17 protein-coding genes and 1 tRNA gene are annotated in these 19,128 nt (G+C 70.0%); 10 read left to right on the forward strand and 8 right to left on the reverse strand.

Translation table 11 applies throughout. From position 1 onward, the window contains the following. Window positions 1-429: 429 nt before the first annotated feature. The 5 genes from IE252_RS03950 to IE252_RS03970 all read right to left on the reverse strand — a co-directional run bounded on the left by IE252_RS03950 (window position 430) and on the right by IE252_RS03970 (window position 5,091). The gene (locus IE252_RS03950; protein ID WP_190087883.1) at window positions 430-1,161 is read right to left on the reverse strand and encodes a GAF and ANTAR domain-containing protein; all 732 of its coding nucleotides are present in this window, start codon (window positions 1,159-1,161) and stop codon (window positions 430-432) included. Between the two features lie 11 nt (window positions 1,162-1,172). Continuing rightward, on the reverse strand, window positions 1,173-2,027 hold the full coding sequence (locus IE252_RS03955) for a GAF domain-containing protein (RefSeq protein WP_190087884.1): 855 nt from the start codon (window positions 2,025-2,027) through the stop codon (window positions 1,173-1,175). 24 nt (window positions 2,028-2,051) lie between these two features. Continuing rightward, a complete protein-coding gene (locus IE252_RS03960; RefSeq protein WP_190087885.1) occupies window positions 2,052-3,917 on the reverse strand; it encodes a CheR family methyltransferase in 1,866 nt (621 codons plus the stop codon). Beyond that, window positions 3,917-4,516, reverse strand: coding sequence for a chemotaxis protein CheB (locus IE252_RS03965; RefSeq protein WP_190087886.1), 600 nt, complete (start codon window positions 4,514-4,516; stop codon window positions 3,917-3,919). Before IE252_RS03965 ends, IE252_RS03960 begins: the two co-directional genes overlap by 1 nt. 501 nt (window positions 4,517-5,017) lie before the next feature. Then, window positions 5,018-5,091 (reverse strand) — tRNA-Gly (locus tag IE252_RS03970). A gap of 270 nt (window positions 5,092-5,361) precedes the next feature. Between IE252_RS03970 and IE252_RS03975 the strand changes: the two genes are divergently transcribed. The 3 genes from IE252_RS03975 to IE252_RS03985 all read left to right on the forward strand — a co-directional run bounded on the left by IE252_RS03975 (window position 5,362) and on the right by IE252_RS03985 (window position 6,726). Next, complete coding sequence (locus tag IE252_RS03975) at window positions 5,362-5,547, forward strand: hypothetical protein (RefSeq protein WP_190088447.1); 186 nt, start codon at window positions 5,362-5,364, stop codon at window positions 5,545-5,547. A gap of 91 nt (window positions 5,548-5,638) precedes the next feature. Next, window positions 5,639-6,214, forward strand: a complete 576-nt coding sequence (dcd, locus tag IE252_RS03980; protein ID WP_101389042.1) for a dCTP deaminase — start codon at window positions 5,639-5,641, stop codon at window positions 6,212-6,214. A gap of 14 nt (window positions 6,215-6,228) precedes the next feature. After that, window positions 6,229-6,726, forward strand: coding sequence for a phosphoribosyltransferase (locus IE252_RS03985; protein WP_101392481.1), 498 nt, complete (start codon window positions 6,229-6,231; stop codon window positions 6,724-6,726). Window positions 6,727-6,798: 72 nt separating this feature from the next. On the opposite strand, the gene IE252_RS03990 is transcribed toward IE252_RS03985, so the two are convergent. Together IE252_RS03990 and IE252_RS03995 are read right to left on the reverse strand one after the other, a co-directional pair. Further along, on the reverse strand, window positions 6,799-7,740 hold the full coding sequence (locus tag IE252_RS03990; RefSeq protein ID WP_190087887.1) for a Yip1 family protein: 942 nt from the start codon (window positions 7,738-7,740) through the stop codon (window positions 6,799-6,801). A gap of 126 nt (window positions 7,741-7,866) precedes the next feature. Continuing rightward, entirely contained in the window at window positions 7,867-8,964 is a 1,098-nt protein-coding gene (locus tag IE252_RS03995; RefSeq protein ID WP_190088384.1) for an FG-GAP repeat domain-containing protein, read from the reverse strand. A 252-nt stretch (window positions 8,965-9,216) separates the two neighbouring features. On the opposite strand from IE252_RS03995, the gene IE252_RS04000 reads away from it, so the two are divergent. Next, window positions 9,217-10,194 (forward strand): hypothetical protein, encoded by a 978-nt coding sequence (locus tag IE252_RS04000; RefSeq protein WP_190087888.1) that lies wholly within the window; start codon window positions 9,217-9,219, stop codon window positions 10,192-10,194. Between the two features lie 143 nt (window positions 10,195-10,337). Here the strand turns inward: IE252_RS04000 and IE252_RS04005 are convergent, their stop codons facing one another. Further along, window positions 10,338-12,602 carry a (Fe-S)-binding protein gene (locus IE252_RS04005; protein WP_190087889.1) on the reverse strand — a complete coding sequence of 755 codons (2,265 nt, stop codon included), beginning with the start codon at window positions 12,600-12,602 and terminating at the stop codon, window positions 10,338-10,340. A gap of 253 nt (window positions 12,603-12,855) precedes the next feature. On the opposite strand from IE252_RS04005, the gene IE252_RS04010 reads away from it, so the two are divergent. The 6 genes from IE252_RS04010 to IE252_RS04035 all read left to right on the forward strand — a co-directional run bounded on the left by IE252_RS04010 (window position 12,856) and on the right by IE252_RS04035 (window position 19,075). Next, a complete protein-coding gene (locus IE252_RS04010) occupies window positions 12,856-13,884 on the forward strand; it encodes an MraY family glycosyltransferase (RefSeq protein ID WP_190087890.1) in 1,029 nt (342 codons plus the stop codon). Continuing rightward, a complete protein-coding gene (locus IE252_RS04015) occupies window positions 13,881-14,648 on the forward strand; it encodes an FkbM family methyltransferase (protein ID WP_190087891.1) in 768 nt (255 codons plus the stop codon). Before IE252_RS04010 ends, IE252_RS04015 begins: the two co-directional genes overlap by 4 nt. A gap of 251 nt (window positions 14,649-14,899) precedes the next feature. Beyond that, window positions 14,900-16,753 carry a molecular chaperone DnaK gene (dnaK, locus tag IE252_RS04020; protein ID WP_190087892.1) on the forward strand — a complete coding sequence of 618 codons (1,854 nt, stop codon included), beginning with the start codon at window positions 14,900-14,902 and terminating at the stop codon, window positions 16,751-16,753. After that, window positions 16,753-17,394, forward strand: coding sequence for a nucleotide exchange factor GrpE (grpE, locus tag IE252_RS04025; protein WP_190087893.1), 642 nt, complete (start codon window positions 16,753-16,755; stop codon window positions 17,392-17,394). The genes dnaK and grpE overlap by 1 nt, the downstream gene beginning before the upstream one ends. Window positions 17,395-17,439: 45 nt before the next feature. Continuing rightward, window positions 17,440-18,627, forward strand: a complete 1,188-nt coding sequence (gene dnaJ, locus IE252_RS04030) for a molecular chaperone DnaJ (protein ID WP_190087894.1) — start codon at window positions 17,440-17,442, stop codon at window positions 18,625-18,627. 1 nt (window position 18,628) lies between these two features. Further along, window positions 18,629-19,075: a heat shock protein transcriptional repressor HspR gene (locus IE252_RS04035; protein WP_190087895.1), complete on the forward strand. Its 447-nt coding sequence runs from the start codon at window positions 18,629-18,631 to the stop codon at window positions 19,073-19,075. The last annotated feature ends 53 nt before the right edge of the window (window positions 19,076-19,128 follow it).

Raw genomic sequence — 19,128 nt, forward strand, 5'->3', positions numbered from 1 at the left:
TGGATGAACTCCTGGGTGAATTCCGCTCGTTGCGTGTGAAGGCCGCCGCCGGAGGCATGGGCTGACATCGGCGGCGGCCACGAGTGCGGGAACGTCACGGCTCCCCCTCCGTGCGGTCCTCGCACCCACCGTCCTCATCGGCACCCGGAGTGCGCGGGAGTACACCCCGGCTCGAACATGCCAGGAGGACGAAAGGCCGGAGCCGCCGTGAGTCGGCGCATGCGCGGCTCCGGCCGCTCAGAGCGTGGAGAGTACTGAGGCCCGGGGGCCGGGGGCCGGATCAGCGGGGGAGGCACCGGCCGACGGTGGGACACGGTCCGGCGCTCTCCGATACCACACATGCTAGGTCCGGTCGGGCGGCGAGCAACACCGCGTGAACCGGCCGCGCTCCGCCACCCGGTGCGAGGAGGCAGGGCCGTGCCGCTCGGTTCACCGGTCGGTGAGATCGGGATCCGCGCGGCCCTCGATCACTTCACGGGCCACGTCCCTCAGCGGCCGCTGCCGTGAACGGGCGTGCTTGCGCAGAAGGTCGAAGGCTTCGTCCAGGGGCACGGCCCAGCGAGTCGCGAGCACGCCCTTGGCCTGTTCGATGACCACGCGGCTGGCCAGCGCCTGTTCCAGCTGGGCGGTGAGCGTACGGCTGCGGTCGGCCTCGCGGGCGCGTTCCATGATGACGGCGGTGAAGTCCGCGAGCGACCGGCCGAGGACCAGTGTCGAGGGAGGGAAGGCGTGCTGTGCGCCGGACAACAGGGTGAGCACGCCCTTCGTCACGGTGTGTTCGCGCAGGGGGAGGGCCACGACGTGGGTGTAGCCCAGCGTCAGCGCCCGTGGGGTGTAGCGCGGCCACCGCTGCCTGGTGGGGCGGCTGGTGAGAGCCGTCTGGGCCCAGGGGCCCGCGTCGGCCCGGTGACAGTCGTGGCCGGGACCCTCCCGCCACCCGATGGCCTCGTGTTCCAGGCGGGACACCAGGGGGTTGGAGCCGGCCGCGCGCGCCGCGTCGTACTTCCCCGGGGCGAACACCACGGTCGCGGCATGAACGCTGAGCAACGCCGGGGCGCGGGTTGCCAGGACACTCAGCGGTCCGGGCACGTCCGACGAACCGTCCGCCGTGCTGCCGGCCAGGGCCACGAATGCGTCGGCCAGCCGCTGTTCGGGCGTCATGACACCTCTCCTCAGATGAGTTTCCGGTCGCCGTGCACGATCTCCCCGGCCACGGTCTCGGAGGAGACCTCTTCCGTGAACGCCCGCGCCTTGATGAGTGCCAGCGCGTCCGAGACGGAGCAGCCGGTCCGTGCGGACACCATGCCGGCCGCCTGGTGCACGGTGGCGCGCATGTCCGTCCCGCCGTAGAGGTCCGGGTCGGCGTCGGGGTCGAGCAGCACGATGTGGGTGAGGGCCTCGGCGACCTCGGCGAGGTGAACGGGTCCGGTGTCCGTGGGCCGCGTGTCGAAGACGGTGAGTGCGCCGATGCAGCTGTTCTGTGCCCGCAGCGGTACGGCGGCCACGGAGGCGATGCCCAGCGAGAGCAGGGAAGGCCCGCACCACGGCCAGCGCGCCTCGATCCGGGGCCCGGACAGGTGCACCGGGCGGTGTCCCGCCGCCGCGTCCTGGCCCGGCCCCTCACCGAGGACGAACTCCAGGTCCTGGGCCGTACGGGCCAGCCGGTCGGATGCGGCGACCGCGAGCTGGTTCCGTTCGGCGTCGAGCAGCGCGATCGCCGCGCTGGGGGTACCGCACGCCTCCGCGACCACCGTCATGAACCGCGGCCGGGTGCCCCGCTCTCCGGACCAGGCCGCTGCGCGCGCGGCGAAGTCGTCCTGGAGACGGGCCGAGGCGCGATGGCACTCGGCGGTTCTGCGATGCGTTTTCGCGATCTGCGCGTGGAACTCCTGGCCGGGCCTCGCCGCCAGGAGCTCGTGCCGCTCGGCGACCGCGTCCGCCCGGTCCGCCCGCTCACGGGCCAGAGCGGCACGCTGCCGGGCCATCGCTGTCAGACCGAGGTTCTCCCTGCGCCCCTGAGGGTCCATGAGTACGAAGCTACGCCGCCGGGTTCAGCTGGAGGTGTTGTTTCGGCTCTCTTCCATCATCAGGACGACGCCGCCGTGGTTCCCGCCGAACGGGGAGAAGAACACGTCGCAGGTGATGGGCCGGCCGATGCGGCTGAGGGCCTCCACACCGAGCGGGCCGGAGCGTTCGCGGGTCTCCATACAGCGCTCCACTACGGACCGCAGTTCCTTGGTGGGCAGTCCGAAGTCCAGGTCGAAGAACGGCCGGTCCAGCACCTCGTCGGCGCGCAGTCCCCACAGGTCGACGGCGCCCCGGTTCCAGCTCTTCACCTTCAGGTCCTTGCCCAGGACCACCACACCCGCCGCGATGCTCGTGAGAACCGCTTCCAGGAACGCCCTGGCCTCGTCCAGTTCGTCCGTGCGGATGCGCATCTCCTCGTTCATCGTCTCCAGTTCCTCGTTGCCGGACTGGAGTTCCTCGTTGGTGGTCTCCAGCTCTTCGTTGGTGGACTGGAGTTCCTCGTTGGTGGTCTCCAGTTCCTCGATGCTGGACTGGAGTTCCTCGTTGGTGGTCTCCAGTTCCTCGTTGGTGGACTGGAGCTCCTCGTACGCCGTCTCCAGCTCCTCCCGGACCCTTTTGACCTCGGCCTTCAGCTGTGTGGCGACGGTGACGTCGGTGAACGAGATCACGGTGGCGACGTGCAGCCCGCTGGGTCCGGAGAGTGGCTGGATGAGGATGTCGCAGTACTGGACGTCCTCGGCCCCCCGGCGCTCGACGCGGTTGACCCGCAGCGTCCGGCGCTCGTGCGTGGACTGGTCGATCAGGGAACGGAGTTCGACCGGCCGGTAGGAGACCTCCAGATCCTGGAAGGGGCGGCCGATGTCGCTGGTGGTCAGGCCGAGCTGGATCCTCGCCTGGCTGTTGACCGCGACGACGGTTCCGTCGGCGTCGAGGGCGATCAGCGGGGTGGGTCCGGCGTCGAGCGCCAGGTCGCGCAGCTGGCGGGTGCGCGCCACCGAGTGCACCTCCGTGCCCGTGGCGGCCCTGAGCTTCACGGGGGCCGGGTGGTAGGCCGGGCCCTTGCTGTTGCCGGCCCGGCGCCGGAAGACGCGCTGGCGCATGTTCACGACTTCGAACCGCTCGCTGTCGTTCAGCAGCATCTCGGCCTTGCCGAGGAAGAGGAAGCCGCCGGGGCGCAGGGCGAAGTGGAAGCGGTCGACGATCTGCGTCTGGGCCTCGACGTTGAAGTACATCATCGTGTTCCGGCACACGAGCAGGTCGAGCCGGGAGATCGGGGCGTCGCGGGTGATGTCGTGGCGCCCGAAGATCACCCGGCGCCGCAGGTCGAGGCGGAAGCTGAACTGCGCGCTGTTCTGCTCGAAGTACTTCTCCCGCAGATCCGAGGGGAGCGACTCCAGGGCCTTCGGCGTGTACAGCCCGGAACGGGCCTCACGCAGTGCTTCCTCGTCGACGTCCGTGGCGTAGATCTTGACCCGGCGCAGGCACTCCTCGATGCCCAGGGCCTCCGAGAACATCATGGCCAGCGAGTACGCCTCCTCGCCGCTGGAGCAGCCCGCGCTCCACACCCTGATCTCCTGTTCCGGATCGAGCGTCCCGAGCAGCTCGGGGACGACCTCGTGCTGGAGGAGGGTCCACGCCTCAGGGTCGCGGAAGAAGGAGGTGACGTTGATCAGGATGGTGTTGAAGAGGGCGCTGAACTCGTCTGCGTCGGTCTCCAGGAGATCCTGGTAGTCCGGGTACGAGCGGATGCCGACGTCGTTCATCCGCTTGTGGATGCGCCGGGCCAGCGTCGAGCGCTTGTAGCCGGTGAAGTCGAAACCGCGGGCTTCCCGGATGAATCCGAGCAACTCCTCCAGCGCCTCGTCGTCAGCGTCCTGCGGTCCGCCCATCACTGCCTCTCGGCCTCGACAAGTCCGCGTACGACCGCGGCGATCTCCTCAAGAGGTAGCACGAAGTCCACCGCCCCCGTGTCCACGGCCGACTGCGGCATCCCGGTGAACTCCGCGGTCTTCGGGTCCTGGGCGATCACCGTGCCGCCGTGCGCCTTCACGGTCTCGACTCCCGTGGCTCCGTCCCGGCCGGTCCCGGTGAGTACGCAGGCGATCGCGGCCGGACCGTAGGCACGGGCGACCGAGGCGAAGAGAAGGTCGGCGGAGGGGCGTACGAAGTGGACGGCCTCGGTGGTGGACAGGCTCAGCACGCCGTCGGAGCCGACGAGCAGGTGCTGGCCGGGAGGAGCGATATATACGGTGCCGGGCCGCACGCGCTCCCCGGCCTCCGCGAGCTTGACCAGAAGCGCGGTCCGGCGGGCGAGGACCTGGTCGAGCACCGTCCGGTGCCGTGGGTCGAGGTGCTGGACCACCAGCACAGGTACCGGCAGCTCCGGGCCCAGCGCCCCGAGTACCGCGCTCAGTGCCTGGATGCCGCCCGCGGACGATGCGACGGCGACGATGCCGTAGTGATCTGCGGGTGGCCGTTCGCGCGTCACATCACGAGCGTAACGGAACCTGACCGCTGGGTGAGGAGCTGAAGAGGCCGACGGGCGCCGGACAGTCCGATTAGTGGGCTGTTGCCTGCGGACGAGGCGCCCTAGGCTGCTGGGCAAGGAACTCTCGCGCTCACCGAGACAGAGGCAGCAGTAGCGGCCTGTGTGGTGGGCGGTTTCCGACCCCGGGCCCCCGGGTCGGGAGAGGCGTATCCGTCAAGTGGCCGAGCCCCGTCCCGCAAGGGACGTGAACGGACTCCGGCCCGCGTCCTCCCGGTTTCCGGTTGGGGCCACACTCCCGCGATGCCTCAACGGCTGTGAGGACGATCCGCGCGCGCGGATCCCGTGATGTGGGGGGGCAACTCCGCGCGCAGGCGGCCGTCGCCGACGCACGGCGACGGCCGCCTCCAAAGCGCCCTCGGCGCCTTATGGCACGCGAATGACATGCGCCCCGGAAATGGCCCAGAAAACAAACAAACCCCAGGTCGATGACCTGGGGCTTTCTGGAGCGAGTGACGGGAATCGAACCCGCGCTCTGAGCTTGGGAAGCTCATGTTCTACCATTAAACTACACTCGCGCAACGATCCCCCCGAAGGGGATTCGCATCGTTGCTCACCCTACCCCATGCCAGCCCTCCGGCGTATCCGCCCGGGGGCTGTTCGCGTTCCGGGTGGCGTGAAGGGGGTGCGGAGGTGGCGGGATTCGGGTGCCGGGGGCCGGAGTTGGGGCGTACGGTGCAGGGGGTCCACAGGGGCGGGCGCGTCGTCGGAGTGCCGCCTGGAGTGGCGTCCCGTTCATCCCTTAATGTGGTGGTTTCTCCGTCCATGCTTGTTGTTGGGGAAGGGACTTGAGCCACTTGATGGACTCGCTGGAGCGCACCGTCGTCCGCTGTGCCGAGGGGCACGTCTTCACCACCGATTCGTTCCCGATGCAGCAGCTCGGGGCCGAGCGGATCGGTCCCGGCCGGCTGCTCCGGTGCCCCCGCTGCGCCCGGCTGCGGCACGCCGTCCCGGTGGCGGACGAGCGCCACTAGGTGGCGGGCGCACACCCGTAACCGGTACGCGGTGGCACGCGCGGGTCTGTCCGATTACGGCAGCCCCGCGCACCCTGCGTATCCTCGGGACGTGCTTCTCTCAGACAAGGACATCCGGGCCGAGATCGACGCGGGTCGCGTCCGCATCGATCCGTACGACGAATCCATGGTCCAGCCATCCAGCATCGATGTGCGGCTCGACCGCTATTTCCGGGTGTTCGAGAATCACCGGTACCCGCACATCGACCCCGCGGTCGAGCAGGCGGACCTCACCCGGCTCGTCGAGCCGGACGGCGACGAGCCCTTCATCCTGCACCCGGGTGAGTTCGTGCTCGCCTCGACCTACGAGGTCATCTCTCTCCCCGACGACCTCGCCTCCCGCCTGGAGGGCAAGAGCTCGCTCGGGCGGCTCGGCCTGGTCACGCACTCCACGGCCGGCTTCATCGACCCGGGCTTCTCGGGCCATGTGACGCTGGAGCTCTCCAACCTCGCGACCCTCCCGATCAAGCTCTGGCCGGGCATGAAGATCGGGCAGCTGTGCCTCTTCCGGCTGACCTCCTCCGCCGAGTCGCCGTACGGCTCGGAGCGGTACGGGTCCCGGTACCAGGGACAGCGCGGACCGACCGCCTCGCGGTCGTACCTCAATTTCCATCGGACCCAGGTGTGAGCGGCAGCGAGAACATGAGCGACGTACGAGAGAACCTCACCTACGAGAAGTTCGGGGGCGCCATCCGCGACCTCGCGCAGACCATCGCGGACGACGGCTACGAGCCCGACATCGTCGTCTCCATCGCCCGCGGCGGCGTCTTCGTCGCCGGCGGCCTGGCGTACGCCCTGGACTGCAAGAACATCCACCTGGTGAACGTGGAGTTCTACACGGGCGTGGGCACCACCCTCGAAATGCCCGTGATGCTCGCGCCGGTCCCCAACGCGATCGACTTCTCCGGCAAGAAGGTCCTGATCACGGACGACGTCGCCGACACCGGCAAGACGCTCAAGCTCGTCCATGACTTCTGCGTCGACCACGTCGCCGAGGTCCGCAGCGCCGTGATCTACGAGAAGTCGCACTCCCTGGTGAAGTGCGAGTACGTCTGGAAGCGCACCGACGAGTGGATCAACTTCCCGTGGAGCGTCGAGCCGCCCGTCGTACGCCGTGAGGGGCAGGTTCTGGACGCGTAGTCCGGAGAAGTACGTAGGTGTACGTGAAGGGGCCCGGGGTTCGTCCGAACCCCGGGCCCCTTCACGTACTGCTCAGATCGTGCCCAGCTTGATCAGGCTCAGCAGCGCCACCAGCTGGATCGCGCTCGCGCCGAGGGCGCGGGGCCACGGCAGGTCGTGGGACTTGCTCACCATCGACGTGAACAGCGCGCCCGCCGCCAGCCAGGTCGCCCAGCCGACCACCTGCACCAGGCCGTTGTCGCCGCCCAGGAACAGGGCCAGCAGCAGCCGGGGCGCGTCCGTGAGGGACATGATCAGCATGGAGAGGCCGACGGTCGGCTGCCAGGAGCCGTCGCCGCCGAGCTGGCGCGCCATCGTGTGGGTGACCGCGCCAAGGATCATGCCGCCGAGGACGAAGACCACACCGGTGGTGAGGACCACCGGGACCGCCTTCGACAGCGTCGTGTTGATGACGTCCGCGCGCGCCTTGTCGAAGCCGAAGATCGCCAGCAGGCCGTAGAGGAACGTGATGGTGAGCGCCGGGCCCCACACGGCGTAGTCGCGCATCTGCCAGAACGTCGGCCCCGGCCGCATCACGATGCCGTTGAGCAGTTCCTTCCAGCGCAGCCGGGGGCCGGACGGCGGCGCCGCGGCGGCACCGGCGCGATAGGTCGCCCCCGCGCCGTACGGATCGTCGTTGATGCTGAAGGCCTGGGTGTGGCCCGGGTTGTTGGCGTACGGGTCCTGGGCAGGCGCGTATCCCTGCGGCATCCCCTGGCCGTACGGCTGCTGGCGGCCCTGGCCCTGGCCGTATCCGCCCTGGGGCTGGCCCTGGCCCTGGCCGTAGGGGTCGCCGAAGTACTCCGGCTCGCCCTGCTGCGGGTACGGCTGCTGCTGCCCGTACCCGTACTGCTGCTGTGCGCGCTGCTGCTGGGGGTCGGGCCACTGCTGTCCTTGGCCGTGTCCCTGCCCCTGCTGCGGTTGCCGTCGCGGGTTCCGGTCGTCCCGGCCGCGCCCCATCCTGAATCCTGCCACGCCTTCGAACGTACCTGTTCTGACGGGTCGCCAAGCCGGGGGGCCGGTAACCGGCCGTCTTTGCGGCTGAGCTGTGACATCCCCTAGGGGGACCCGGAAGGGGCGCGCGGGAGGCCCCCGCGCGCCTCAGCCCCAGCCCGCCGTCGTGAACCCGACCAGCGGTTTCTCCCGTACGCCGGTGCCCGCGCCCGCGTACACCGCCACCAGGTCGCGTGTCTCGCCCCGGTGGACGCGGACCGCCACATCGGGCACCTTGTCGCCGGTGAAGTCCGCGACCTGGAGGACATCCGTCACGGGGGCCGGGCCGCCGCCCGGGAGGGCGGCGGCGGGCAGCTTCGGCGGGCGGGCCGAGGTGTTCCGGGCGTACGTATAGGTGCCGCCCGGCCGCACCGGGCCCCGCGGGCCGCCGAGGAGCAGCCGGGGCCGCGCGCCCGGCGCGCTGACCACGAGGTCGTCGTACCCGTCCCCGTTCGCGTCCGCCCTCGGCTCCGGCGCGGCCAGGACGGGCCCGCCCCCGGGCAGCGAGTCGCCCGCCGCGCGCGGGGCGCCGGTGCGGGCGAACGGGCCGCGCAGGAAGCTGACGCGCCCGCCGGTCGCGGTGACCGCGAGGTCGGTCGCGCCGTCGCCGTCGAAGTCGCCGCAGACGGGGTGGTCGGGCCAGTCGTTGCCGTACCGGGCCCGCTCGGGGATGCCGAGGACCACCGCGCGTCCGGTGAGGCCGCCGGGGCCGCCGAAGAGGACCTGGAGGGGCACCGGCGGGCGGCCGACGCCGTCGTACGGCGGGTCGGTCGTCACGATCAGGTCGCCGAACCCGTCCCCGTCCAGGTCGCACGCCGCCTCGGCGTCGAACGTGGCGGGCGGCTTGCCGCCGACCGGCGCCGCGTCGCGCCGGGTGGTGAGGACCTGGCGGGCGGCCGGGTCGAGGGCGCGGCCGGAGCCGGTGCCGTAGACGACCGCGATGCCCGCGTCGTCGCCGTAGCTGTCGCCCTTGGCCAGGTCGTTGACGACGAGGTCGCGGTGGCCGTCGCCGTTGAAGTCGTACGGGACGTGGCTGCCCCGGCCGTGCGGTACGGGCCGGGGCACGTCCCCGGCCCGGGCGGCGGCCGGGGTGGTGGGCGCGGGGTGGTGGGCGGACGCGGAGTCGCACCCCGCCGCGCCCCACAGGGCGGCGGCGACCAGCGCGGCCACTCCTGCCACGGCTTTACGGGTACGCACCGGCCTCATCACGCGCCACAGAATGCCGCATCGTGGGCCAAGGGTTAAGCGCTGGGTAGCCGGGGTGGTGCGCTGCGTATCATTTTGGTTGAAATTGGCGGTATTTACATTTCCGCAGGACAAGTACGAGTTGTCCGTTACATTGCCTACGCATTACCCAGACATCCCGCTCGTAACTTTCTTGGTGTCGCCGCCACAAAGGGCTACAGACACGACGAACACGACACCGAGACCGCCGAGTTACGAGGAAGAGCCACCGATATGCGCGCCACCCGTCGCACCATTCGTACCGCCGCCATCGCCACCGGAGCCATCGCCGCCCTCGCCCTTCCGGCCGGTGCGGCCTTCGCCGCGGATTCCACTCCGGGGCCGGTTGACCAGGGTCAGGGCCAGGAGGGGCAGAAGCCCACGGACGATGAGCAGAAGCCGCAGGTTCTGCCCGGCACGGACGACGAAAAGAAGGACGAGTCCAAGAAGGACGAGTCCAAGAAGGACGACACGAAGAAGGACCTTCGTTCCTTCGTGAAGTCCGTGAAGCTCGCCGACGGTTCCGTCGCCAAGGTCTACAAGCTCGGCCAGAACCACTACGAGGCCGAGATCTGGGCGAACGGCAGCAAGCTCGACACCCTCGTGGCCAACGGCTCCAAGGCGGTCGGCGAGAACAACGGTCTGCACGTCGTCCTCAACCCGGACGGCACGGTCACCTCGTGGGTCGACGGCGGCAAGAAGCCGGAGAAGAAGCAGGAGAAGAAGGCCGACTCCAAGGTCGTCTCCTCCGTGAAGATCACCATGCCCGACGGGCGCATCGCCAAGCTGATCAAGACCACCGACGGGCCGCGCGTCGAGATCTCCATGCCGAACGGCAACTTCCTCGGCTCGATCGACCTGAAGAACCCGTCGACCCTGAACGACGGCTGGACGTACAAGATCGTCAACGCGGGCAAGGGCTTCTACAAGTTCGTCGTCATCGACGGCAAGCACGGGGGCAACAGCTGGGTGTACGACTTCCAGGGGAAGCTGATCGAGAAGTACGGGGTGGAGGGGAAGGGCGGGAAGAAGGCTGTGGCCCCGACCACCGGCGTTGTGCCCAAGGGCGGCGTAAAGGCTGGTGCCGAAGGGGTTTCCGGTGGGTCCGGGAACCAGGCGCCGCTCATCGCGGCCGGTGGGGGGATGGCTGCGGCCGGTGCGGCCGGGCTGGGGTTCGCGCTGTACCACCGGCGTGGGCAGCAGCGCGGCTGACGTACGTACGGGAAACGGCTGTGGCCGGTGCTGCCTCGGGGGCAGGACCGGCCACAGCCGTTTGCTTTGTGCTTTGTCTGCGGACCGTGGGTGGCTGGTCGCGCCCACGCGGCGGAGCCGCAAGTGTTACAGCCCCGCGCCCCTTAGGGGGACACGGGCTCCGGGGTGGATTCCGCGTCCTCGGCCGACTCGCCGTCCAGCGGCTTCTTCACCGAATCCAGCAGCAGCTGTGCCACATCCACCACCTGGATCGACTCCTTCGCCTGGCCGTCGTTCTTCTTGCCGTTGACCGAGTCGGTCAGCATGACCAGGCAGAACGGGCAGGCCGTCGAGACGATGTCCGGGTTGAGGGAGAGGGCCTCGTCGACGCGCTCGTTGTTGATGCGCTTGCCGATCCGCTCCTCCATCCACATCCGCGCGCCACCGGCGCCACAGCAGAAGCCGCGCTCCTTGTGGCGGTGCATCTCCTGCTGGCGCAGGCCCGGGACGGCCGACATGATCTCGCGCGGGGGCGTGTAGACCTTGTTGTGGCGGCCCAGGTAGCACGGGTCGTGGTAGGTGATCAGGCCCTCCACCGGCGTCACCGGGATCAGCTTGCCCTCGTCGATGAGGTGCTGGAGCAGCTGGGTGTGGTGGATGACCTCGTACTCGCCGCCGAGCTGCGGGTACTCGTTGGCGATCGTGTTGAAGCAGTGCGGGCAGGTCGCGACGATCTTCTTGGAAGCCTTCGGCTTCTTCGTCGACTCGTCCTCGTCGTCCTCGCCGAACGCCATGTTCAGCATCGCCACGTTCTCCTGGCCGAGCTGCTGGAACAGCGGCTCGTTGCCCAGGCGGCGCGGGGAGTCGCCGGTGCACTTCTCGTCGCCGCCCATGATGGCGAACTTGACGCCCGCCATGTGCAGGAGCTCCGCGAAGGCCTTGGTGGTCTTCTTGGCGCGGTCCTCCAGGGCGCCGGCGCAGCCGACCCAGTACAGGTAGTCGACCTCGGACAGGTCCTCGACGTCCTTGCCCACGATCGGGACCTCGAAGTCGACCTCCTTGGTCCACTCGACGCGCTGCTTCTTGGCCAGCCCCCAGGGGTTGCCCTTCTTCTCCAGGTTCTTGAGCATCGTGCCCGCCTCGGACGGGAACGCGGACTCGATCATCACCTGGTAGCGGCGCATGTCGACGATGTGGTCGATGTGCTCGATGTCGACCGGGCACTGCTCGACACAGGCGCCGCAGGTGGTGCAGGACCACAGGACGTCCGGGTCGATGACGCCGTTCTCCTCGACGGTGCCGATCAGCGGGCGCTCGGCCTCGGCGATCGCCGCCGCGGGGACGTCCTTCAGCTGCTCGGGCGTCGCCTTCTCGTTGCCCTCCATGTCCTTGCCGCCGCCCGCGAGCAGGTACGGCGCCTTGGCGTGCGCGTGGTCGCGCAGCGACATGATGAGGAGCTTCGGCGAGAGCGGCTTGCCTGTGTTCCAGGCCGGGCACTGCGACTGGCAGCGGCCGCACTCGGTGCAGGTGGAGAAGTCGAGGATGCCCTTCCAGGAGAAGTGCTCGATCTGGGAGACGCCGTAGACGTCGTCGTCGCCCGGCTCCTCGAAGTCGATCGGCTTGCCGCCGGAGGTCATCGGCTGGAGCGCGCCGAGGGCGACGTCGCCGTCCGCCTCGCGCTTGAACCAGATGTTGGGGAAGCCGAGGAAGCGGTGCCAGGCCACGCCCATGTCGGTCTTGAGGGAGACCGTGATCATCCAGATGAAGGAGGCGGCGATCTTGAGGCCCGCGACCGCGTAGGTCACGTTCTGGATCGTCGTCAGGCTCAGGCCCTTGAGGGCCAGGATCAGCGGGTACGAGGCGAAGAAGCCGGGCTCGTAGCTGTCCACGTGGTGCTGGACGCCCTCCAGGGCGCGCAGCGTCATGATGCAGACGCCGACGATCAGGATGATCGTCTCGACGAAGTAGGCCTGGCCGGTGTTGGAGCCCGCGAACCGGGACTTGCGGCCCGGCTTGTCGGCCTTGCTCAGCTGGCGGACGGTGATCAGCGTGAGGATGCCGAGCGTCGTCATCAGGCCGAGGAACTCGACGAAGATCTCGTACGGCAGCCAGTCGCCGATGATCGGGATCAGCCAGTCGGCCTGGAAGAGCTGGCCGATGGCGTTGACGATCGTCAGCAGCAGCGAGAAGAAGCCCACCGCCACGAACCAGTGCGCGACGCCGACGATGCCCCAGCGGTTCATCCGGGTGTGGCCGAGGAACTCCTTGACCACCGTCACGGTGCGCTGGACGGGTTCGTCGGTCCGGGTGCCCGCGGGCACCGGCTGGCCGAGTCGCACGAACCGGTAGATCTGCCAGATCGCACGGCCGAACAGCGCTACGCCGACCGCGATTAGGACCAGCGACACAATGATCGCGGCGAGTTGCATGTGGGGGCTCCTCGGGCCTGCCAGGGATTACTAAGCAGTAACTTATCGAGCTCGTCTGAGCGTACCCATTTATACGGCGGCGCTGTAGCCGCGCACGCGGTGATCTGTGTCGCTCAGGCGGCCCTCAGTGAGCGGGTCGACGACGGATCGCCGACCGGGGTCGGGGACCAGTGTCGGACAGGGTTCGGCACTTTTGAAATGTCCATCGTGTTATTCAGCCCATACACGGACATAACAATCTAACTTGGTTCGCATGATCTCCGGGCTCACGGCCGCCGTCGCCGCCCTGCTCTGCACCGCCCTGCTGACCCCCGTGGTCCGCGCGGCGGTCCTGCGCGCCGGGGCCCGGGGCCGGGGCACGCGCCCGGCCCGCACCCCGCACCTGGGCGGGATCGCGGTCGCGGTGGGCACGCTCGCCGCGGTCGGGGCCGGTCCGGTGCTCGGGCTCGCGGGCCTGGGGGACGGGGTGGGGCCGCTGCTCGGCGCCGCCGGGGCCGTGGCCCTGCTCGGCCTCGCCGGGGATCTGCGGCCGCTCGGGGCCCGGGTCAGGATCGGGGTGCAGACCGCCGCCGCGACCGTGGTGGTCGCCCTGGCGTCCGGGCTCTCGCCAGGTCCGGGCGCCCTCGCCGTGCTGTGGATCGTCCTGGTCACCAACGCGTTCAGCCTGCTCGACGCCTCCGACGGGGCGATGGGGACGGTGGCCGCGGTGACCGCGCTCGGGCTCGCCGTCTGCGCCATCGCCGACGCGCTGCCGGGGCTCGCCCTGCTGCTGAGCGTCCTGGCCGCCTCGCTGACCGGGTTCCTGCTGCACAACTGGCACCCCGCGCGGATCGTGCTCGGCCACTGCGGCTCGCTCTTCACCGGGTTCCTGCTCGCCTCGGCCGCCGTGCTCGTCCACACCGAGGCCGACCCGGCCCGGGCCGCCGCCTCCCTGTTCGCCCTGACCGCCGTGGTCCTCGCCGACGCGGTCCTGGTCCTGGTGTCGCGGCGGCGCGCCGGGCGGGCGCTGGCCGACGGCGCGGCCGACCACATCGCGCACCGGCTGCGCCGGGGCGGGCTGACCGTGCCGGGCACGGCGGTGGTCCTCGGGACCGCCGCGCTCGCCGGGACGCTCACCGCGCTGCTCGTCCACGACGGCCGCCTCGCCCCGCCCGCCGTGCTGCCGCTCGTCCTGGGTGCGGCGGTCGCGGTGGTGCTGCTGCTGAAGGTGCCGGTGTACGGCGACGAGGCCCTGCGTACCGAATCCGCGCCCGACGCGGCCCCCGAAGGAGCACCGGCGTGAGCATCGACCTCCTGGACCGCGCGCGCACCACCCTGCGCCGCCTCGGCACGCCCCGGCCGCCGGCCGTGGACGACGGGCCGTCCCTGGCCCGGCTGCTCCGGCGGTACGAGATCGACCTCGTCCTGGACGTGGGCGCGTACTCCGGCGCGTACGGCTCGATGCTGCGGCGCTGCGGCTACGAGGGCCGGATCGTCTCCTTCGAGCCGCTGCGCGAGCCGCGCGCGGAGCTGCGGCTGCGGGCGGCGGAGGATCCCTTCTGGTCCGTGCTGCCGTACGCGCTCGGCGACCGCGCGGGGTCGCTGACACTGAACATCGCGGGGGACGCGGGGGTGAGCAGCTCGGTGCTGCCGATGCTGCCTCGGCACCGGGCGGCGGCGCCGCAGGCGGCGTACACGGGCACGCGCAGCGTCGAGGCGCACCGGCTCGACGCCCTGTGGGAGGGCGTCACGGCTCCGGGTGAGCGGGTTTTCGTACGGCTGGCTGTGCAGGGGTACGAGCGGGAGGTGCTGCGGGGTGCGGGGGCGTACGCCGACGAGATCATCGGTCTCCAAGTGGGCGCCGCGCTGGTGCCGCTCCACGAGGGTGGGGCGGGCTTCGACGATGTCCTGTCCCACGCGCGCGAGGATCTCGGCCTGACCCTGATGTCGGTCCGCCCCGGCCTCACGGACCCCCGGGACGGCCGCCTGCTCCAGTGCGAGCTGGTACTGCTGCGGGAGGACACCCCGTCCGAACAGGTCCCGGCACAGGTGCCGCACGGCGGTTGACACGCTCTCGTCTGCGGACCGTGCTGGGTTGCTCGCGCAGTTCCCCGCGCCCCTTAGATGCCGCTTCGCGGCATCCTCTAGGGGTGCGGGGAACTGCGTGCTCAGCCACCCACCCAGCCGCAGACAAAGGCCGGGCACACATAAGCCGCACATAAAAGTTGAGCCGACCAGACTCAGCTCTGTTGACGGCCCGGGACGGGTGAGGCATCCTTGAGTCAGTTCCACTCAAGATGTCAGTTGGAGGAATCAAAATGGCACGTGCGGTCGGCATCGACCTGGGCACGACTAACTCCGTCGTCAGCGTTCTCGAAGGCGGCGAGCCCACCGTCATCACCAACGCCGAAGGCGCCAGGACCACGCCGTCCGTCGTCGCCTTCGCCAAGAACGGCGAGGTCCTCGTCGGTGAGGTCGCCAAGCGGCAGGCCGTCACCAACGTCGACCGGACCATCCGCTCGGTCAAGCGCCACATGGGCACCGACTGGAAGATCGACCTCGACGGCAAGACCTTCAACCCGCAGCAGATGAGCGCCTTCATCCTGCAGAAGCTGAAGCGCGACGCCGAGGCGTACCTGGGTGAGAAGGTGACCGACGCGGTCATCACCGTCCCGGCGTACTTCAACGACTCCGAGCGTCAGGCGACGAAGGAGGCCGGTGAGATCGCGGGCCTCAACGTCCTGCGCATCGTCAACGAGCCGACCGCCGCCGCCCTGGCGTACGGCCTCGACAAGGACGACCAGACCATTCTCGTCTTCGACCTCGGCGGCGGCACCTTCGACGTGTCGCTCCTGGAGATCGGTGACGGCGTCGTCGAGGTGAAGGCCACCAACGGTGACAACCACCTCGGTGGTGACGACTGGGACCAGCGCGTCGTCGACTACCTGGTGAAGCAGTTCCACTCCGGCCACGGCGTGGACCTCTCCAAGGACAAGATGGCGCTCCAGCGCCTGCGCGAGGCCGCCGAGAAGGCGAAGATCGAGCTGTCCTCGTCCACCGAGACCTCGATCAATCTGCCGTACATCACGGCCTCGGCCGAGGGCCCGCTGCACCTGGACGAGAAGCTGACGCGCGCTCAGTTCCAGCAGCTGACCGCCGACCTGCTCGAGCGCTGCAAGCACCCGTTCCACAACGTCATCAAGGACGCGGGCATCCAGCTCTCCGAGATCGACCACGTCGTCCTCGTCGGTGGCTCCACCCGTATGCCCGCCGTGGCCGAGCTCGTGCGCGAGCTGACCGGCGGCAAGGACGCCAACAAGGGCGTCAACCCGGACGAGGTCGTCGCCATCGGCGCCGCCCTGCAGGCCGGTGTCCTCAAGGGTGAGGTCAAGGACGTCCTGCTCCTCGACGTGACCCCGCTGTCCCTCGGCATCGAGACCAAGGGCGGCATCATGACCAAGCTCATCGAGCGGAACACCACGATTCCGACGAAGCGCTCCGAGATCTTCACGACGGCCGAGGACAACCAGCCGTCCGTGCAGATCCAGGTCTACCAGGGCGAGCGCGAGATCGCGGCGTACAACAAGAAGCTCGGCATGTTCGAGCTGACGGGTCTGCCGCCGGCCCCGCGCGGCGTCCCGCAGATCGAGGTCGCCTTCGACATCGACGCCAACGGCATCATGCACGTGACCGCGAAGGACCTGGGCACGGGCAAGGAGCAGAAGATGACCGTCACCGGCGGCTCCTCGCTGCCGAAGGACGAGGTCAACCGCATGCGCGAGGAGGCCGAGCAGTACGCGGAGGAGGACCACCGCCGCCGCGAGGCCGCCGAGTCCCGCAACCAGGGCGAGCAGCTCGTCTACCAGACCGAGAAGTTCCTCAAGGACAACGAGGACAAGGTCCCCGGTGAGGTCAAGACCGAGGTCGAGACCGCCGTCACCGAGCTGAAGGAAAAGCTCAAGGGCGAGGACACCGCGGAGATCCGCACCGCGACCGAGAAGCTCGCGGCCGTCTCCCAGAAGCTCGGCCAGGCGATGTACGCGGACGCGCAGGCCGCCCAGGGCGCCGAGGGCGCTGCCGGTGACGGCGCGCACAAGGCCGAGGACGACGTCGTCGACGCCGAGATCGTCGACGACGAGAAGCCGGGCGACGCGAAGGGCGGCGCGGTCTGATGTCTGAGGAGACCCCGGGCTTCGAGGAGAAGCCCGACGTCCCCTCCGGCGCACCCGAAGACGCCGAGCCGAAGGCCGCCGACTCCTCCAAGGAGGGGAAGGCGGCCCCGGCCGGGGACGCAGCCAAGGAGATCGCTCTGACGGCACAGCTGGACCAGGCCCAGACGGCGCTCTCCGAGCGCACGGCGGACCTCCAGCGCCTTCAGGCGGAGTACCAGAACTACCGCCGCCGCGTGGAGCGGGACCGCGTCACGGTCAAGGAGATCGCCGTCGCCGGCCTCCTGACCGAGCTGCTGCCCGTGCTCGACGACATCGGCCGGGCCCGTGAGCACGGCGAGCTGACCGGCGGCTTCAAGTCGGTGGCCGAGTCCCTGGAGACGGTCGCCGCGAAGATGGGCCTGCAGCAGTTCGGCAAGGAGGGCGAGCCCTTCGACCCGACGGTCCACGAGGCCCTGATGCACAGCTACGCGCCGGACGTCACCGAGACGACGTGCGTCGCGATCCTCCAGCCCGGGTACCGGATCGGCGAGCGCACGATCCGCCCCGCCCGGGTCGCCGTGGCCGAGCCCCAGCCGGGCGCGGCCAAGGAGGGCAAGGAAGGCAAGGCCGACGAGGAGAGCGGTGGCCCGGACAAGGGCTGACGCAGCGGTCGAGGATGAAGTGACCGTCCGGAAGGAGGGACGTCGATGAGCACGAAGGACTTCGTCGAGAAGGACTACTACAAGGTCCTCGGCGTCCCCAAGGACGCCACCGAGGCCGAGATCAAGAAGGCGTACCGCAAGCTCGCCCGCGAGTTCCACCCGGACGCCAACAAGGGCGACGCCAAGGCGGAGGAGCGCTTCAAGGAGATCTCCGAGGCCAACGACATCCTCGGCGACCCCAAGAAGCGCAAGGAGTACGACGAGGCGCGCGCCCTCTTCGGCAACGGCGGCTTCCGGGCCGGGCCCGGTGCCGGAGGCGGCAGCTTCAACTTCGACCTGGGCGACCTCTTCGGGGGCGCCCAGGGCGGGGCGGGCGGCGGTGGCGGCTTCGGCGGCGGCCTGGGCGACGTGTTCGGCGGCCTCTTCAACCGGGGCGGTACGGGCACGGGCACCGGCACCCGGACCCAGCCGCGCCGGGGCCAGGACCTGGAGTCCGAGGTGACGCTCAGCTTCACCGAGGCGGTCGACGGGGCCACGGTCCCGATCCGGCTCTCCAGCCAGGCCCCCTGCAAGGCCTGTTCGGGCACCGGCGACAAGAACGGCACGCCTCGGGTGTGCCCGACGTGCGTCGGCACCGGCCAGGTCTCGCGCGGCACCGGCGGCGGCTTCTCGCTCACCGACCCGTGCGTGGACTGCAAGGGCCGGGGCCTGATCGCCCAGGACCCCTGCGACGTCTGCAAGGGCAGCGGGCGCGCCAAGTCGTCCCGGACCATGCAGGTCAGGATCCCGGCGGGCGTCTTCGACGGCCAGCGGATCCGGCTGCGCGGCAAGGGCGCGGCGGGCGAGCGCGGCGGCCCCGCGGGCGACCTCTACGTGGTCGTCCACGTGGACAGCCACCCGGTGTTCGGCCGCAGGGACGACAACCTCACGGTCACCGTGCCCGTCACCTTCGTGGAGGCGGCGCTCGGCGGCGAGGTGAAGGTGCCCACCCTCGGCGGGCCCCCGGTCACCCTGAAGCTCCCCGCGGGCACGCCCAACGGCCGTACGATGCGGGCCCGGGGCAAGGGAGCCCTGCGCAAGGACGGCTCGCGCGGCGACCTCCTGGTCACCGTGGAGGTCGTGGTGCCCAAGGACCTCGACGACAAGGCGCGCGACGCGCTGGAGGCGTACCGCGAGGCGACTGCGGACCACGATCCGCGGGCAGAACTGTTCCAGGCCGCGAAGGGAGCATGAGATGGACGGCCGACGACGCAATCCGTACGAACTGACCGACGAATCGCCGGTGTACGTCATCTCGGTCGCCGCTCAGCTCTCCGGTCTGCATCCGCAGACCCTCCGGCAGTACGACCGCCTCGGCCTGGTCTCGCCCGACCGCACGGCCGGGCGCGGCCGGCGCTACTCGGCCCGCGACATCGAACTGCTCCGTACGGTGCAGGCGCTGTCGCAGGACGAGGGCATCAACCTGGCGGGCATCAAGCGCATCATCGAGCTGGAGAACCAGGTGGCCGCGCTCCAGCAGCGCGTCGCCGAGCTCTCGTCGGCGGTGGACGGGGCGGCGGCCGCGATGCGGCAGCGCGAGGCCCAGGTCCACGCGTCGTACCGGCGCGATCTGGTGCCGTACCAGGACGTGCAGCAGACCAGCGCGCTGGTGGTGTGGCGGCCGAAGCGGCCGCAGGACTGACCCTGCCCAACTGCCTGGAGCCCGCGCCCTTTTGGGGCGCGGGCTCTCTGCAT

The sequence above is a fragment of the Streptomyces melanogenes genome, from assembly GCF_014649795.1.
GTDB classification, from domain to species: Bacteria; Actinomycetota; Actinomycetes; order Streptomycetales; family Streptomycetaceae; genus Streptomyces; species Streptomyces noboritoensis.

What these genes read in the sequence shown, in the direction of transcription:
- IE252_RS03995 (WP_190088384.1), bottom strand. Translation starts at nt 8,964, where the DNA reads ATGAGGCCGGTGCGTACCCGTAAAGCCGTGGCAGGAGTGGCCGCGCTG.
- IE252_RS04005 (WP_190087889.1), bottom strand. Translation starts at nt 12,602, where the DNA reads ATGCAACTCGCCGCGATCATTGTGTCGCTGGTCCTAATCGCGGTCGGC.
- IE252_RS03960 (WP_190087885.1), bottom strand. Translation starts at nt 3,917, where the DNA reads ATGGGCGGACCGCAGGACGCTGACGACGAGGCGCTGGAGGAGTTGCTC.
- dnaJ (WP_190087894.1), top strand. Translation starts at nt 17,440, where the DNA reads ATGAGCACGAAGGACTTCGTCGAGAAGGACTACTACAAGGTCCTCGGC.
- dnaK (WP_190087892.1), top strand. Translation starts at nt 14,900, where the DNA reads ATGGCACGTGCGGTCGGCATCGACCTGGGCACGACTAACTCCGTCGTC.
- IE252_RS04000 (WP_190087888.1), top strand. Translation starts at nt 9,217, where the DNA reads ATGCGCGCCACCCGTCGCACCATTCGTACCGCCGCCATCGCCACCGGA.
- IE252_RS03955 (WP_190087884.1), bottom strand. Translation starts at nt 2,027, where the DNA reads ATGGACCCTCAGGGGCGCAGGGAGAACCTCGGTCTGACAGCGATGGCC.
- grpE (WP_190087893.1), top strand. Translation starts at nt 16,753, where the DNA reads ATGTCTGAGGAGACCCCGGGCTTCGAGGAGAAGCCCGACGTCCCCTCC.
- IE252_RS03950 (WP_190087883.1), bottom strand. Translation starts at nt 1,161, where the DNA reads ATGACGCCCGAACAGCGGCTGGCCGACGCATTCGTGGCCCTGGCCGGC.
- IE252_RS03985 (WP_101392481.1), top strand. Translation starts at nt 6,229, where the DNA reads ATGAGCGACGTACGAGAGAACCTCACCTACGAGAAGTTCGGGGGCGCC.
- IE252_RS04035 (WP_190087895.1), top strand. Translation starts at nt 18,629, where the DNA reads ATGGACGGCCGACGACGCAATCCGTACGAACTGACCGACGAATCGCCG.
- IE252_RS04010 (WP_190087890.1), top strand. Translation starts at nt 12,856, where the DNA reads ATGATCTCCGGGCTCACGGCCGCCGTCGCCGCCCTGCTCTGCACCGCC.